At 69.3% G+C, this 15,277-nt stretch carries 18 protein-coding genes; 10 read left to right on the forward strand and 8 right to left on the reverse strand.

What is annotated here, in order from left to right:
• Positions 1–177: 177 nt before the first annotated feature.
• A complete protein-coding gene (locus A5678_RS17450; RefSeq protein WP_068044529.1) occupies positions 178–864 on the forward strand; it encodes a TetR/AcrR family transcriptional regulator in 687 nt (228 codons plus the stop codon).
• Here the strand turns inward: A5678_RS17450 and A5678_RS17455 are convergent.
• Entirely contained in the window at positions 851–1,120 is a 270-nt protein-coding gene (locus A5678_RS17455; RefSeq protein ID WP_068044643.1) for a DUF3107 domain-containing protein, read from the reverse strand. The genes A5678_RS17450 and A5678_RS17455 overlap by 14 nt on opposite strands.
• Before the next feature lie 206 nt (positions 1,121–1,326).
• Here A5678_RS17455 and A5678_RS17460 point away from each other — a divergent pair, with 206 nt between their 5' ends.
• The gene (locus A5678_RS17460; protein ID WP_068044531.1) at positions 1,327–2,040 is read left to right on the forward strand and encodes an MmpS family transport accessory protein; all 714 of its coding nucleotides are present in this window, start codon (positions 1,327–1,329) and stop codon (positions 2,038–2,040) included.
• A 115-nt stretch (positions 2,041–2,155) separates the two neighbouring features.
• Here the strand turns inward: A5678_RS17460 and A5678_RS17465 are convergent, their stop codons facing one another.
• On the reverse strand, positions 2,156–2,881 hold the full coding sequence (locus A5678_RS17465) for a ferritin-like fold-containing protein (protein WP_068044533.1): 726 nt from the start codon (positions 2,879–2,881) through the stop codon (positions 2,156–2,158).
• A 253-nt stretch (positions 2,882–3,134) separates the two neighbouring features.
• Here A5678_RS17465 and A5678_RS17470 point away from each other — a divergent pair, with 253 nt between their 5' ends.
• Both A5678_RS17470 and A5678_RS17475 read left to right on the forward strand, forming a co-directional pair.
• On the forward strand, positions 3,135–4,631 hold the full coding sequence (locus tag A5678_RS17470) for a DEAD/DEAH box helicase (protein ID WP_068044535.1): 1,497 nt from the start codon (positions 3,135–3,137) through the stop codon (positions 4,629–4,631).
• Between the two features lie 15 nt (positions 4,632–4,646).
• Complete coding sequence (locus tag A5678_RS17475) at positions 4,647–5,867, forward strand: hypothetical protein (protein ID WP_068044537.1); 1,221 nt, start codon at positions 4,647–4,649, stop codon at positions 5,865–5,867.
• Between the two features lie 7 nt (positions 5,868–5,874).
• Here the strand turns inward: A5678_RS17475 and A5678_RS17480 are convergent, their stop codons facing one another.
• Positions 5,875–6,678: a ParA family protein gene (locus A5678_RS17480; protein WP_068044539.1), complete on the reverse strand. Its 804-nt coding sequence runs from the start codon at positions 6,676–6,678 to the stop codon at positions 5,875–5,877.
• A gap of 119 nt (positions 6,679–6,797) precedes the next feature.
• Here A5678_RS17480 and A5678_RS17485 point away from each other — a divergent pair, with 119 nt between their 5' ends.
• From A5678_RS17485 to A5678_RS17495, 3 genes are read left to right on the forward strand one after another with little or no spacing between them, the layout of a single operon-like run.
• Positions 6,798–7,409, forward strand: coding sequence for an acid phosphatase (locus A5678_RS17485; RefSeq protein ID WP_068044541.1), 612 nt, complete (start codon positions 6,798–6,800; stop codon positions 7,407–7,409).
• On the forward strand, positions 7,406–8,503 hold the full coding sequence (locus tag A5678_RS17490; RefSeq protein WP_068044543.1) for an isochorismate synthase MenF: 1,098 nt from the start codon (positions 7,406–7,408) through the stop codon (positions 8,501–8,503). Before A5678_RS17485 ends, A5678_RS17490 begins: the two co-directional genes overlap by 4 nt.
• The gene (locus tag A5678_RS17495) at positions 8,500–8,976 is read left to right on the forward strand and encodes a GNAT family N-acetyltransferase (protein ID WP_068044545.1); all 477 of its coding nucleotides are present in this window, start codon (positions 8,500–8,502) and stop codon (positions 8,974–8,976) included. The genes A5678_RS17490 and A5678_RS17495 overlap by 4 nt, the downstream gene beginning before the upstream one ends.
• Here A5678_RS17495 and A5678_RS17500 read toward each other — a convergent pair.
• On the reverse strand, positions 8,928–9,374 hold the full coding sequence (locus tag A5678_RS17500) for a hypothetical protein (protein WP_068044547.1): 447 nt from the start codon (positions 9,372–9,374) through the stop codon (positions 8,928–8,930). The two genes, A5678_RS17495 and A5678_RS17500, sit on opposite strands and share 49 nt — an antisense overlap.
• A 78-nt stretch (positions 9,375–9,452) precedes the next feature.
• On the opposite strand from A5678_RS17500, the gene A5678_RS17505 reads away from it, so the two are divergent.
• Positions 9,453–10,424 carry a diacylglycerol kinase family protein gene (locus tag A5678_RS17505; protein WP_068044550.1) on the forward strand — a complete coding sequence of 324 codons (972 nt, stop codon included), beginning with the start codon at positions 9,453–9,455 and terminating at the stop codon, positions 10,422–10,424.
• Positions 10,425–10,706: 282 nt separating this feature from the next.
• Positions 10,707–10,961 carry a transcriptional regulator WhiB1 gene (gene whiB1, locus A5678_RS17510; RefSeq protein WP_007168139.1) on the forward strand — a complete coding sequence of 85 codons (255 nt, stop codon included), beginning with the start codon at positions 10,707–10,709 and terminating at the stop codon, positions 10,959–10,961.
• Positions 10,962–11,030: 69 nt separating this feature from the next.
• Here whiB1 and A5678_RS17515 read toward each other — a convergent pair whose 3' ends face one another.
• The 4 genes from A5678_RS17515 to A5678_RS17530 all read right to left on the reverse strand — a co-directional run bounded on the left by A5678_RS17515 (position 11,031) and on the right by A5678_RS17530 (position 14,111).
• Complete coding sequence (locus A5678_RS17515; RefSeq protein ID WP_068044552.1) at positions 11,031–12,530, reverse strand: sensor histidine kinase; 1,500 nt, start codon at positions 12,528–12,530, stop codon at positions 11,031–11,033.
• Positions 12,531–12,585: 55 nt separating this feature from the next.
• Complete coding sequence (locus A5678_RS17520) at positions 12,586–12,801, reverse strand: biotin/lipoyl-binding carrier protein (RefSeq protein ID WP_040622133.1); 216 nt, start codon at positions 12,799–12,801, stop codon at positions 12,586–12,588.
• A gap of 285 nt (positions 12,802–13,086) precedes the next feature.
• Complete coding sequence (rsrA, locus tag A5678_RS17525) at positions 13,087–13,317, reverse strand: mycothiol system anti-sigma-R factor (RefSeq protein ID WP_068044554.1); 231 nt, start codon at positions 13,315–13,317, stop codon at positions 13,087–13,089.
• Positions 13,318–13,463: 146 nt separating this feature from the next.
• The gene (locus A5678_RS17530; protein ID WP_197502176.1) at positions 13,464–14,111 is read right to left on the reverse strand and encodes a sigma-70 family RNA polymerase sigma factor; all 648 of its coding nucleotides are present in this window, start codon (positions 14,109–14,111) and stop codon (positions 13,464–13,466) included.
• A gap of 304 nt (positions 14,112–14,415) precedes the next feature.
• Here A5678_RS17530 and A5678_RS17535 point away from each other — a divergent pair, with 304 nt between their 5' ends.
• The gene (locus A5678_RS17535) at positions 14,416–15,264 is read left to right on the forward strand and encodes an NAD(P)-dependent oxidoreductase (RefSeq protein ID WP_068044558.1); all 849 of its coding nucleotides are present in this window, start codon (positions 14,416–14,418) and stop codon (positions 15,262–15,264) included.
• The last annotated feature ends 13 nt before the right edge of the window (positions 15,265–15,277 follow it).

Here is a 15,277-nt window from a genome sequence, read left to right on the forward strand (position 1 = left end):
AGCCGGGCCGTTCTTGGCGCGCCCGAATGCTCCGCCCGGCACCGGTTTCTGCCAGCCACGACGGCGGCGACGACGGTCACCGGGACGATGCGGGTAGTAATGTCTGTCGCAACGAGCCGCACGCGGCCGGCCCACCAGTGCCGGCGGCCGGTTGCCGACACATCAGATGAGGACTCGATGAGCGAACTCGCCAAAGCCGGGGCGCGGCGTGCCGTCAAATCGACCGAACGCAGTCGGCCCGGGGACGGCATTGCGGCTTCGGGCCGGCGTGGCAACCGGTTGCCCCGGGATGAGCGTCGCGGTCAGTTGCTCAGCGTCGCCAGCGATGTCTTCGTCGATCGCGGCTACCACGCCGCCGGCATGGACGAGATCGCTGACCGGGCAGGAGTCAGCAAACCGGTTCTCTATCAACACTTTTCGAGCAAACTGGAGCTTTACCTGGCCGTGCTCGCCCGACACGTCGAGAATCTCGTCTCGGGCGTGCAGCAGGCGCTGAACACCACCACCGACAACCGCCGGCGGCTGCACGCCGCGGTGCAGGCGTTCTTCGACTTCATCGAGCACGACGGCCAGGGTTACCGGCTGATCTTCGAAAACGACTACGTCACCGAACCCGAGGTGGCCGCGCAGGTGCGGGTCGCCACCGAATCGTGCATCGACGCGGTGTTCGCTTTGATCAGCGAGGACTCCGGGCTCGACCCGCACCGCGCCCGGATGATCGCGGTGGGGCTGGTGGGCATCAGCGTCGACTGCGCCCGATACTGGCTCGACTCCGACCGCCCGATCTCCAAGGCGGACGCCGTCGACGGCACCGTCCAGTTCGCCTGGGGTGGGCTCTCACACGTGCCGCTTACTCGGCTTTAGCGCCCTTGCCGGTGAGCCTTCCGACTTCGGCGCCGATGCCGAAGCCGACCCGGCGTGCGTCGGCGGGACCGATCTCGACGTAGGCGATCTTGCTGGTGTGGACGAGGAAGCGGCGTCCCCGCTCGTCGTTGAGCCTCAGCAGGCCCGGTCCCTCACTCAGCGCGGCGCTGACCAGCTCTTCGACTTCGGCCGGCGTCTGCGCGCTGGAGAGGACCAGCTCCCGCGGACTGTCCGTGATACCGATCTTGACCTCCACGGTCACCCCTTCCGTAGGCATTGAAGTCGACAGACCTGTCAGCTGCAGGTTAGTGGACGCCGCGGGCCCGCATCCGCGACAGCCCCCACCGCGCGGTTCGCGCTGAGCGAAACATCGGTCGCGAGCAGATAACGATTCGCTTGCGACTGGGCTCAGACCCGGGCGCGAGGCCCGGTTCGTGTTTTCACATGGCTACCTTCGGCCCCATGGGCACCACACTGGCCGATCTCGACGAGGTCCGGGACTACCCCGAAGACCAGACCGACGAGCTCTACGGAGCCAACGCCTACCCCGAGGGCGACTACACGTGGACCGGCTGGCCGGCCGAGCTGCGCTGGCGCCCGGTCATGGCGATCCTCGGCGCCGTGGTGGCCGTCGGCGCGATCGCGACCGCCGTCATCATCAACAGCGGCGACAGCGCTACGACCAAGGCCACCGTCGCACCGGCCCCCCAGCCGGTGACGTCCGCGCCCGCCACCACCAAGAGCTCCGTCCCGCCCAGCGCGCAGCCCAGCCCGTCGCGCACGCCATTGCCGCCCGAAACGGTCACCACCGTGACCACGCCCAGCGCATCCCCGAGCCTCGCGCCGACGGGAACGCCGACCGCCGCTCCGCCCCTGACGCTGACGCCGCCGCCGGCCGCACTCAACCCGCGCACCGTCGTCTACAACGTGACCGGCACCAAGCAGCTGCTGGACCTGGTGAACATCGTCTACACCGACGGGAGCGGCGCGTCCCAGACCGAGTTCAACGTGTCGCTGCCGTGGACCAAGGCGGTGATCTTGAGCCCCAGCGTCCAGACCCCGTCCGTCGTCGCGACCAGCTTCTACGGCCGGCTCAACTGCTCGATCGTCAACGCCGCCGGTCAACTGGTTGCCGTGTCGACCACCAACTCGAGCCTGGCGACCTGCACGCGCTGAGTCCGATGGCCGTGACCCGCTGCGCCCGGCTGCGCCGCGCTTGCGATCACGGCTGAGTCCGATGGCCGTGACCCGCTGCGCCCGGCTGCGCCGCGCTTGCGATCACGGCTGAGCGTCAGCTCAGGCCGAGTTCGTGCATCCGCCGGTCGTGGGTCCGCTGCAGCCGGTCGAAGAACGCGTTGAGCTGGCCCAGGCCCCCGGCGCCCGAGCCCGACATCACCAGGTCGACGAGCTCGTCGTGGTCGGCCAGCAGGTACTGAGCCTGCGTGATCGCCTCGCCGAACAGGCGGCGCGACCACAGCGCCAGCCGGCTGCGCTGCTTGCCGCTGGAGGTCACGGCGGCGCGCACCTCAGCGACGACGAACTGTGAGTGCCCGGTCTCGGACAGCGCCGCCCGCACCACGTCGGCGATCTCGTCGGGCAGCCCGTCGGCGATCTCCAGATACAGGTCGGCGGCCAGGGCGTCGCCGACATAGGTCTTCACCAGGGCTTCCAGCCACGTGCTGGGCATCGTCAGCCGGTGGTAGTTCTCCAGCGCCGAAACGTACTTCGACATCGCCGGCACCACGTCGACGCCCCGGCTTTCCAGGGCGTCGCGCAGCAGCTCGTAGTGCTGCATCTCGGCGGCGGCCATGCTGGCCATGGAAATCCGTCCGCGCAGGTCGGGGGCCATCCGGGCCTCGTCGGTGAGCCGATAGAACGCGGCGATCTCGCCGTATGCCAGGACCGCGAACAACTCGTTGACACCCGGGTGGTCGGCCGGCAGACGCGGGGCGGGCGAGTCGCCCGCCTGGTCGGCTTCGAGTTCGGCTTCCGAGGACTGGCAAGAGGGCCGGGTCATGGCAACACTGTAGTCGGCGGACCTGGCGCTAAATGGGGGCCAGCTGTCGACCAGCTATCATGTACGTAGATAGCGGCTGTATTTCTTTCCCAAGCCGCTATCGGCGAAATGTGCGTGCACAGCTGGCCCGCCCAGATTGAGCAGGGGCCCGCGACTCGGCGACGTATTCGGAGTCGGAACTCGTGCGCGCGTGACCGCGACAGAGAAACACCGACACAAACCGATACGTCACCGAAAGGGTTACTACCCACGCATGAGCGCACTCACCAGCACAACTGAATTGACTTTTGCCAACCTCGGCGTTCGCGACGAAATCGTCCGCGCACTCGCGGAAAAGGGCATCGAGCGCCCCTTTGCCATCCAGGAACTGACCATGCCGCTGGCGCTCGCCGGCGACGACGTGATCGGCCAGGCCCGCACCGGCATGGGCAAGACCCTGGCCTTCGGCGTGCCGCTGCTGAACCGCATCACGTCCGGCGTCGGCGTGCGGGAGCTCAACGGCACACCGCGGGCCCTGGTCGTGGTGCCGACCCGTGAGCTGTGCCTGCAGGTCACCGAGGACCTGGCCGCCGCGGCCAAGTACCTCACCGCCGACGAGGGCCGGCCCCTTTCCGTCGTGTCGATCTACGGCGGGCGGGCCTACGAGCCGCAGATCGAGGCGCTGCAGGCCGGCGCCGACGTCGTGGTCGGCACCCCCGGCCGGCTGCTCGACCTGGCCCAGCAGGGCCACCTGCAGCTGGGTGGGCTGTCCATGCTGGTGCTCGACGAGGCCGACGAGATGCTCGACCTGGGCTTTCTGCCCGACATCGAGCGCATCCTGCGCCAGATCCCCGAGGACCGGCAATCCATGCTGTTCTCGGCGACCATGCCGGGCCCGATCATCACGCTGGCCCGCACCTTCATGAACCAGCCCACCCACATCCGGGCGGAGGCGCCGCACTCGGCCGCCACGCACGACACCACCGAGCAGTTCGTCTACCGCGCCCACGCCCTGGACAAGGTCGAGATGGTCAGCCGGATACTGCAGGCCGAGGGCCGCGGCGCGACGATGATCTTCACCCGCACCAAGCGCACCGCCCAGAAGGTCGCCGACGAGCTGGCCGAGCGCGGCTTCAAGGTCGGGGCCGTGCACGGCGACCTCGGGCAGATCGCCCGCGAGAAGGCGCTCAAAGCCTTCCGCGGCGGCGACATCGACGTCCTGGTCGCCACGGATGTGGCCGCCCGCGGCATCGACATCGACGACATCACCCACGTCATCAACTACCAAATCCCCGAGGACGAACAGGCCTACGTGCACCGCATCGGCCGCACCGGCCGCGCCGGCAAGACCGGGATCGCCGTCACCCTGGTCGACTGGGACGAGTTGCCCCGGTGGTCGATGATCGACAAGGCGCTGGGCCTGGAAACCCCCGAGCCCGCCGAGACCTACTCGAACTCGCCGCACCTCTACGAAGAGATGGGCATTCCGGCCGGCGCGGGCGGCGCTGTCGGCTCGCCGAAGAAGCCGCAGGGCCAGCGCCGCACCAGCGAGCGCGCTGGCCAGAAGGCGGACCGGTCCGGGCGGGCCCGCTCCGGCGCGCCGCGGCGGCGCACCCGCGGCGGCCAACCCACCACCGCACATCCGGGCGGGAATGCCGCGGCCGGCGCCCCCAACGGCGAAGCCGCCGCGGAAGCGCCCGCTAACGGCGGAAGCAGCCGCCGCCGCCGTCGGCGCCGCAAGCCCGCCGAAGCCGGCGCCAACGCCAGCTGAGTCGCGCGCCCGCGGATGGTCAGACCCGAACGCCGGACCAAGGGCGACGTTTTGGCCGCCGCGGCGATAGCCGTGATTGTCGCCGTCGTCGCCTCGCTGATCTGGTGGACGAGCGACGCGCGGGCCACCATCAGCCGGCCGGCCGCCGTTTCGGCGCCCAACCCGACCCCGGCCCGCCAGGTCCCGGCCGCGCTCAAGGAACTGTGGACCGCGGCCAGCCCGGCCACCGCCGCGCCCGTGGCGGTCGGCGGGACCGTCATCACCGGCGACGGCCGCCGGGTCGACGGGCGCGACCCCGCCTCGGGCCAGTCCCGATGGAGCTACGAGCGCGACACCGACCTGTGCGGGGTCTCCTGGGTGTACCACTACGCCGTCGCCGTCTACCGGGACGACCGCGGGTGCGGGCAGGCGAGCACGCTTGACGGGTCCACCGGTCGCCGCGGGCCCGCCCGCAGCGGCTACGCCGACCCGCGTGTGCAGCTGTCCTCCGACGGCACGACGGTGCTGGCGGCCGGCGACACCCGGCTCGAGCTGTGGCGCTCGGACATGGTCCGGATGGTGGCCTACGGCGAGACCGACGCCCGGGTCAAGCCCTCGGCACGCGGGCTGCATTCCGGCTGCAAGCTGATCTCGGCGGCGGCCAGCTCGTCGGCGGTGTCGGTGCTGGAGAGCTGCGTCAACCAGGCGGACCTGCGGCTCGTGCTGCTGCGGCCGGGCAAGGACGACGACGAACCCCAGCAGCGCATCGTGGCCGAACCCGGGATCAGGGCGGATTCGGGCGCGCGGGTGCTGGCGGTGTGGGAGAACAACACCGCGGTGTATCTGCCGTCCCCGCAGCCCCGGGTGGACGTGCTCGACGAGACCGGCACCACCGTCTCGAGCACGCTGCTGCCCAAGCCAGCGACGAGCGCCGGCGCGGTCTCGCACGCCGGCAGCCTGATCACCTGGTGGACCGGCGATTCGGTCATGGTCTTCGGGACGGGCAACCTGTCGCTGCGCTACACCATCGCGGCCGGCGCCACGATCGCGCCGCTAGGGCCGGGCGCGATGATGGCGGGCCGCCTGCTGGTGCCGGTCACCGGCGCCATCGGGGTCTACGACCCCGTCAGCGGCGCCAACGAGCGCTACATCCCGGTGAACCGGGCGCCAAGCACGCCGGGACGGGCGGTGGTCCCGGCCGTCGCGGGATCCCAGGTGTTCGAGCAGCGGGGCGACACCGTGGTGGCCCTGGGCTGACGCCGGACTACACCTCGACGGCGAACGTCGGCAGCGGCTTGCCGGTCTTCCAGTGCTTGAGCAGCGCCTTCGCCAGGTCGGCGTACGCCGACGCGCCCTTGTTCTTGCGTCCCGACATCACCGACGAACCCGAAGCGCTGGCCTCGGCGAAACGCACGGTCCGCGGAATCGGCGGGGCCAGCACCGGCATGTTGTAGCGGTCGGCGACGTCCACCAAGACGTCGCGGGTGTGGGTGGTCCGCGAGTCGTACAGCGTCGGCAACGCGCCCAGCAGACGCAGATCCGGGTTGGTGATCTGCTGCACGTCGGCGACCGTGCGCAGGAACTGGCCGACTCCGCGATGCGCGAGCGTCTCGCACTGCAGCGGCACGATCACCTCGTCGGCGGCGGTCAGCCCGTTGAGGGTGAGCACACCCAGCGACGGTGGGCAGTCGATGATGACCACGTCGAAGTCGTCGGAGAGCTTCGCCAACGCGCGCTTGAGCGCGTATTCGCGGCCCGCGCGCATCAACAGCATCGCCTCGGCGCCCGCCAGGTCGATGTTGGCCGGCAGCAGCGTCATCCCCTCCATGGTGGTGACCAGCGCGGCGTTCGGCTCGACCTCACCGAGCAGCACCTCGTGCACCGACACCGGGAGTTTGTCGGGATCCTGGCCGAGCGAAAAGGTCAGGCAGCCCTGTGGATCCAGGTCGACCAGCAGCACCCGACATCCCTCGTCCACCATCGCGGCGCCCAGCGAGGCGACCGTCGTCGTCTTGGCCACGCCGCCCTTCTGGTTGGCCACCGCCAGTACCCGGGTCTTAGCAGCCATACGCGCGGCTCTCCCCTCTGCATCGTCGCCATGCGGTCAACAGTGCCCATCCTGGCACGTTCGCTCGGCGCGCGCTGCTGCCGACAGGCCCGGCATGTCATCCGGCAGAATCGGTCGATATGGGCTTGCACAATCATCGACTGGTCCTGCTGCGCCACGGCGAGACCGAGTGGTCGAAAACCGGGCAGCACACGGGCCGGACCGACCTCGAGCTGACCGACACCGGCCGCGTCCAGGCCGAGCTCGCCGGTCGCGTGCTGCGTGAACTGAACCTCACCGACCCGTTGGTGGTCAGCAGCCCGCGCATCCGCGCCCTGACCACGGCCAAGCTGGCCGGCCTCGCCGTGGACGAGGTCTCTCCCCTGCTCGCCGAATGGGATTACGGCTCCTACGAGGGGTTGACGACGCCGCAGATCCACGAAAAGGTGCCCGATTGGCTGGTCTGGACGCACGGCTGCCCCGGCGGGGAAAGCGTGCAGCAGGTAAGCGACCGCGCCGATCGGGCCGTCGCGTTCGCGCTGGAGCACATGAGCTCGCGAGACGTGGTCTTCGTGGGGCACAGCCACTTCTCCCGTTCGATCATCACGCGCTGGGTGGAGCTACCGCTCGTCGAGGGCAGCCGCTTCTGGATGCTGGCCGGCTCCATCGCGGTGTGCGGTTTCGAGCATGGCGTGCGACAACTCGCCGCACTCGGACTGACCAGCCAGCCGCAGGCGATCAAACCCGGGTGAGCACCCAGCCGCCGTTCGCGCTTTGCGGACCGAAGCAGACCCTGGTTGCGGAGGGGGTGCGGGAGCGCTACCGCGACGTGGCGGCGGCGCAGGACGCGCTGCGTTCGGGGTCTGCCGCAATAGTGTTGGGCGCGTTGCCTTTTGACGTTAACGGGCCCGCAGCGCTGCTCGTGCCCGACGCGGTGCGACGCACCGACGGGCCGCCCGACTGGCCGACCGGCCCAGTGCCGCCGGTGCACGTCGCCGCCGCCGATCCGTCGCCGGCCGACTACCGGCGCCGCATCAGCCGGGCCCGCGATCAGCTCGGCGCGCCCGACGGCCTGCTGAGCAAGGTGGTGCTGTCCCGCGCTCTGCGACTGGTCGCCGACGCGCCCCTGGACGCCCGCGTCATCCTGCGCCGGCTCATCGCCGCCGACCCGGCCGCATACGGCTATCTCGTCGACCTCACCGCCGCCGGCGATGACTACGCCGGCGTGGCGCTGGTGGGCGCCAGCCCGGAGCTTCTGGTGGCGCGCAACGGAAGCCGGGTCACGTGCCGGCCGTTCGCCGGCTCGGCGCCCCGCGCCGCCGACCCGGAGGCCGACGCCGCCAACGGCGCCGCGCTGGCCGGGTCCGCCAAGGATCGCCACGAGCACCAGCTGGTCGTCGAAACCATTCGGGCCGCCCTCGAGCCGCTGTGCGACGAGTTGACCGTCGCCGCCGAGCCCGAGCTGAGCCGCACCGCGGCGGTGTGGCATCTGTGCACACCGATCAGCGCCCGGCTGCGCGATACGTCGACCACCGCAATCGATTTGGCCCTTGCCCTGCATCCCACTCCGGCGGTCGGCGGGGTGCCGACCGAGGCCGCGGTCGAGCTCATCGCCGAGCTGGAGGGCGACCGCGGGTTCTACGCGGGGGCGGCCGGTTGGTGCGACGCCCGGGGCGACGGCCGCTGGGTGGTGTCCATCCGCTGCGCGCAGCTATCGGCGGACCGCCGCACCGCGCTGGCGCGCTCCGGTGGCGGCATCGTAGCCGAATCCGACCCCGACGAGGAAGTCGCCGAAACCACAACGAAATTCGCGACGATTCTCAACGCATTGGGCGTCGAGCAATGACCATTCGCCGCGCCGCGCCGCAAGACGCCGCCGCAATCACCGGAATGATCCACCAATTGGCCGAATTCGAACGCGCCGCCGAGCACTGCACGGTCACCGAAAAGCAAATCGCCGCAGCCCTTTTCGGACCCGCCCCGACGGTGTACGGGCACGTCGCGGAAGTCGAGGGCGAGATCGCCGCGATGGCACTGTGGTTTCTCAACTTCTCCACCTGGGACGGCGTGGCGGGCATCTACCTCGAAGACCTGTTCGTGCGGCCGGGGTTTCGCCGCCGCGGCCTGGCCCGCGCGCTGCTGGCGACGCTGGCGGCCGAATGCGTCGACAACGGCTACACGCGGTTGTCCTGGGCCGTGCTGAACTGGAACGCCGACGCCCTCACCCTGTACGACGGCGTCGGCGGCGAACCGCAGCGCGAGTGGACCACCTATCGGCTGTCCGGCCCCCGGTTGGCCGAGCTGGCGGAGTCGCGCTGATCGCCGGCGGCCCAACGCACGCCCGCGGGGCTGAAGAGCAGGCCCAACACGGCCAGCGCGACAATGGCCGCGGGAATCCCGAAGCCGGGCCGGTGCGAGTCCACCGTCAGGTACCACGCCACCGGCAGTAGCAGCAGCTGGGTGATCACCGCCAGCCCGCGCGCCCAGCGCTTGCCGACCGTCAGCGCCCGTCCGGCGGCCAGCACCACCGCCCCGACCAGAACGAAAAACGCCGCAGTGCCCAACCCGTTAACCACGCGCTGGTCGGCTCCCGCGATGCCCCGCACCAGCAGCGCCACCGCCACCACGAGCGCGGCCAGGCCTTGCAGCAGCACGAGGAGCCCGGCGCCGCGCACGGCGGTCGGGGCGGCCCCCGGGTTGCGGCGGAAAACTGTCACCCGCGTCAGCGTAGTCACCCCAGCCGGCGGGAGTTCCCCACAGCGTGGCCTTAAGGCGCCCGCATAAGCTCGTGCTTCATGCGCGCCGTGCTGATCGTGAACCCCACAGCCACCACCACCACCCCGGCCGGTCGCGACCTGCTGGCGAACGCGCTCAAGAGCCGCCTGCAGCTCACCGTCGAGCACACCAACCACCGCGGTCACGGCGCCGAACTCGCGGAGAAGGCGGTCGCGGACGGCGTCGACCTGGTCGTGGTGCACGGCGGCGACGGCACGGTCAGCGGGGTGGTCAACGGCCTGCTCGGCCGCCCCGGCGCGGCTTCGGGGCCCACCGGCCCGGTGCCCGCGGTCGCGGTGGTTCCCGGCGGTTCGGCGAATGTGCTGGCGCGGTCGCTGGGGATCTCGCGCGACCCGGTGGCCGCCACCAACCAGCTCATCCAGCTCCTCGACGACTACCGCCACCACCACACCTGGCGCCGCATCGGCCTGATCGACTGCGGTGAGCGGTGGGCCGTGTTCAACACCGGCATGGGGGTCGACGCCGAGGTGGTGGCGGCGGTCGAGGCCGAACGCGGCAAGGGCGGCAAGGTCTCGGCGTGGCGCTACATTCGCGCGGCGGTGCCCGCCGTCTGGGGCTACACGCGCCGCGAACCGATGCTCACCCTCGAACTGCCCGGCCGCGAACCCATCACGGGGGTCAGCTTCGCGTTCGTGTCCAACTCCAGCCCGTGGACGTTCGCCAACGAACGGCCGGTATGGACCAACCCCGGCTGCACCTTCGAGTCGGGCCTGGGGGTGTTCGCGCCCAAGAGCATGAAAACGATCCCCACCCTGCGCATCGTGCGCCAGATGTTCGCCAACCGGCCCAAGTTCGACTTCGACCACCTCATCACCGAGGACGACGTGCCCTGCTTGCGCGTCACCTCGAACGGCGGCCCGGTGGCCTGCCAGTTCGACGGGGATTATCTCGGTGTGCGCGAAACGATGACTTTCCAGTCGGTGCCGGACGCGCTGGCCGTGGTCGCGCCGCCCCGTAAAAATATGCTCTGAGCTGCGGAGACGGAGAGACCGCCGGCCGCGCGGCGAAGCGTTTCCCCGAGAGCGGCCCGTCAGTGTAGTACAACGGAGTAATGGCCCGACTACAGAAGCATCAAAGTGAGATAGCCCACGAGCGAACTCAGGGCTATTGACATCTGTTGGGCCTGTGAAACGATCAAAAGGTTGCATGCAGAAATTTAGATAGGGGTACGGACCCTTTTCTTGTGCACGCGTTAACAGCCGAAGAAAATTGGCCGTGCGCCTTGCTGCGCACTCAGTGAGGAGTAACAACGTATGGATTGGCGCCACAAGGCGGTCTGTCGCGACGAGGACCCGGAGCTGTTCTTCCCGGTAGGGAACAGCGGTCCGGCGCTCGCGCAGATCGCTGACGCGAAACTGGTCTGCAATCGGTGCCCGGTGACCACGGATTGCCTGTCCTGGGCCCTGAACACCGGCCAGGACTCGGGCGTCTGGGGCGGCATGAGTGAAGACGAGCGGCGCGCACTCAAGCGTCGCAATGCCCGGACGAAGGCCCGTAGCGGAGTCTGACTCAGTTAGAGCGAACAGTGCGGCCCCGACGAAAGTCGGGGCCGCACTGTTGTGCCCGGGTGTGTACGCCTATATGACCAACCGTGCCCGCCGGCCGATCGGCACCCGCAAGACCACATCGGTCCCGCGAGCCGGGGCTCGGCGCATGCCGAGCGTGCCGTCGAGTTCCGCCGACACCAGCGTCCGCACGATCTGCAGGCCCAGACTGTCGGACGTCTCCAGGCTGAAGCCTTCCGGCAACCCGCGGCCGTCGTCGTGGACGACGACGTCGAGCCAGCGCGCCGAACGCTCGGCACGGATGGTCACCGATCCCTCTTCGACCGCGGGGTCGAAGGCGTGCTCGATCGCGTTCTGAACCAGTTCGGTGATCACCATGATCAGGGCCGTCGCCCGGTCGGAGTCCAGCACGCCGAGGTCGCCGACCCGGTTGATCCGGATCGGCCGGTCCACCGACGCGACGTCGTTCATGATCGGCAGGATCCGGTCGATGACCTCGTCGAGGTTCACCTGTTCGTCGACGGACATCGACAGCGCGTCGTGCACCAGCGCGATCGACGAGACCCGGCGCACCGACTCGATCAGGGCTTCGCGCCCTTCGGCGTTGACAGTCCGGCGCGCCTGCAGGCGCAGCAGCGCCGCCACCGTCTGCAGGTTGTTCTTCACCCGGTGGTGGATTTCGCGGATCGTGGCGTCCTTGGAGATCAGGGCCCGGTCGCGACGCTTCACCTCCGTCACGTCCCGGATCAGCACGGCGGCACCGGCGCTCGCGCCGTCGACCACCAACGGGAGCGTTCGCAGCAACACCGTGGCGCCGCCGGCGTCGACCTCCATCCGCATGCTCCGCCCGCCGGCCAACAGGTCGAGCACGTGCTCGGCCAGCTCCTGCGCCTCGAACGGGTCGGAGACCAGCGGCCGCGTGACCTTGACCAGGTTGCGCCCCTCCAGCTCGGTCGTCAGGCCCATCCGGTGGTAGGCCGACACCGCGTTGGGGCTGGCATAGGCGACGACGCCGTTGACGTCCAACCGGATGAAGCCGTCGCCCGCGCGCGGGGTGGAGCGCGACATGACCACGTCGCCCACGTCGGGGAAGGTGCCCTCGGCGAGCATGTGGACGAGATCGCCGGCGCATTCCCGGTATGCCGTCTCCAGCTGGCCGGACGTGCGGTCGGCGGCGAGGGCGGTCTGATGGCGGGTGAGCACGGCCACCACCCGGCCGCCGTACCGCACCGGGGACGCCTCGACGTGCAGGCCGGGCAGCCACGAATCCTGTTGTCTCCCAACGCTATCCTGCTGGACGACGCCGGAGTCGAAGGTTTCGGCGACGAGCGCCAGCCGGTCGGCGGCCACGACACTGCCCACCGAGTCGGTGACGAGCACGGTAGGCGCGGTGTTCGGCCGGCACTGCGCCACACACACCAACATGCCGTCGTCGCGGCGAACCCACATCAGGTAATCGGCGAACGAAAGGTCCGCCAGCAACTGCCACTCCCCCACCACCGCATGCAGGTGGTCCACCGCATTGCCCGGCAGCACGGTGTGTTCGGCAAGCAGATCACCGAGAGTCGACATCACTCACTCCCCGGGCCATTCCCCGGCAGCAGAACGGTCCAAACTTTTTCGGGGGCTAGCTGATCACGGCAATCAGGTCGCCCGCCTGGATGACATCGCCCACCGAGACGCTCACCTTGCTGACGGTGCCGTCGACCTCAGCCAGGACGGGAATCTCCATCTTCATCGACTCCAGCAGCACCACGATGTCGCCTTTGCCGATCTGGTCACCCTCGTTCACTACGACTTCGAGCACGCTGGCCACGATCTCGGCGCGCACATCCTCGGCCATCTTCACCCCACTCGTTTCGGCCATTGCGCAGGCTGGCTGGTCCATCAAGCTTCCGTCAGGCTCAGGTACATCGAACCACAGGGGGAGTCGGGACCGCGGCGCACGGGGCGTTGTCGTCGCGTCGGTCTTTCATGAGAGACTGGGCGGCAGGCTGACGGGCGCCGGACGCCCGGATCAATGACCAAATCAATGGAGGTTCGACCCATGGCCAAGCGTGGCCGGAAGAAGCGTGACCGCAAGCACAGCAAAGCCAACCACGGCAAGCGGCCCAACTCCTGAGGACCGCTAGTGCGTCTCGCGGATGATGGTGGTCCGCCGGATCTCCAGCCGTAGCCGCTCGCGCAGACCCTCGGGGGCCTTCTCGCCTTTGCATTTGGTGGCGATCAGCGCCTTGATCCGCTCCTCGAGGCCGTAATGCTTGAAGCAGCCGGGGCACGCCTCCAGGTGCCGGCGCAGCTGGTCCCGGGACTCCGGGGTGCATTCACCGTCGAGCAGGAGCCAGACCTGGCGAATCACCTCGGCACAGCCGACGGCGCCGTGGTCGTCGTCGTTGGGGCACGTGTCGCCGGGGCTGGAGACGTCGCCCCATAAGCGCCGCTCTCCCCCGCTAGCGGGAGGTGCCCCCACAGCATCGCTGCGCTCTGCATCATCGCCGGCGCGACTCATGACGACACCTCCTCGTGCGCCTGGTGGCCGCGGTTGAAGCCCCGCTCCTTGGCCACGTCGGCCAGCAGCCCACGCAGTTGACGTCTGCCGCGGTGCAGCCGTGACATTACCGTCCCGATGGGCGTGTCCATGATCTCGGCGATTTCCTTGTAGGGAAAGCCCTCGACATCGGCGTAGTAGACGGCCATCCGGAATTCTTCCGGCAGCGCCTGCAGCGCTTCCTTGATCTCGTTGTCCGGCAGGGCCTCGAGCGCCTCGACCTCGGCCGAGCGCAGCCCGGTGGATGAGTGCTCGGCGTTGGACGCCAGCTGCCAGTCGGTGATCTCCTCAGTCGGGTATTCGGCCGGTTGGCGCTGCCTCTTGCGGTAGCTGTTGATGTAGGTGTTGGTCAGGATCCGGTACAGCCAGGCTTTGAGGTTGGTGCCGGCCCGGAACGAGCGGAACCCCGCGTACGCCTTCACCATCGTCTCTTGCAGCAGGTCTTCGGCGTCGGCCGGATTGCGGGTCATGCGCAGCGCACCGCCGTAAAGCTGGTCCAGCAGCGGAATCGCGTCGCGCTCGAAGCGCGCCATCAGCTCGGCGTCCGTCTCCGGCGGGCCGGGATCGGGAATCTCCTGTGCTGTTGCGCCGTCTGTGTCGGCCATGTCGATTACCCCGGTCCCTTCCGCTGCGGTGTCGCCGGACAGCACTGAAAGCGCCGCCGGACTTGCAAGAAAGCAAGCCAACTGCTCGGCACCCGTTGGACTGTCCAACAGGCTCGTCGCCGCTGACACCAAACCGCTCCTCCCAATCTAGAGGTTGCCACCGACAGTGTCTGCCCGGGTGCGCCCACGTAACTTCAGAGACCGGTTGAGTCAACAGCGGTGGGCGACGTGCTATTTCCCGGTCGAATCCGCGGCCGCCCGTCCCCCGGTCCGCCGCTTCCGGACAGGACGTTAATGTGACGCCATGTCCCTGAACGGCAAGACCATGTTCATCTCCGGCGCCAGCCGCGGTATCGGCCTGGCGATCGCCAAACGCGCCGCCCAAGACGGCGCCAACATCGCCCTGATCGCCAAGACCGCCGAGCCGCACCCGAAGCTGCCGGGCACGGTCTACACCGCCGCCAAGGAGCTCGAGGAAGCGGGCGGCCAGGCCCTGCCGATCGTCGGGGACGTCCGCGATCCGGAGTCCGTCGAGTCGGCGGTGGCCAAGACCGTCGAGCAGTTCGGCGGCATCGACATCTGCGTCAACAACGCGTCGGCGATCAACCTGGGGTCCATCACCGAGGTGCCGATGAAGCGGTTCGACCTGATGAACGGCATCCAGGTGCGTGGCACCTACGCCGTGTCGCAGGCCTGCATCCCGCACCTGAAGGCCGCCCAGAACCCGCACATTCTGACGCTGTCGCCGCCCGTGCTGCTCGGCAAGGAGTGGCTGAAGCCCACCGCGTACATGATGGCCAAGTTCGGCATGACGCTGTGCGCCCTGGGAATCGCCGAGGAGATGCGCGAGGCGGGCATCGCCTCCAACACGCTGTGGCCGCGCACGCTGGTGGCCACCGCCGCGGTGCAGAATCTGCTCGGCGGTGACGAGGCGATGGGCCGCGCCCGCAAGCCCGAGGTGTACTCCGACGCCGCATACGTCATCCTCAACAAGCCCGCCCGCGAGTACACCGGCAACACCTTGCTGTGCGAGGACGTGCTGCTGGAGTCCGGCGTCACCGACCTGTCGGTCTACAACTGCGTGCCGGGCGGGCAGCTCGGCGTCGACTTCTGGGTGGACGGCGTCAACCCGCCGGGGTACTCCGGGCCGTAGCGAGCCGCAGTCA

The organism is Mycobacterium sp. E2733 (assembly GCF_001667585.1).
Classification (GTDB): Bacteria; Actinomycetota; Actinomycetes; order Mycobacteriales; family Mycobacteriaceae; genus Mycobacterium.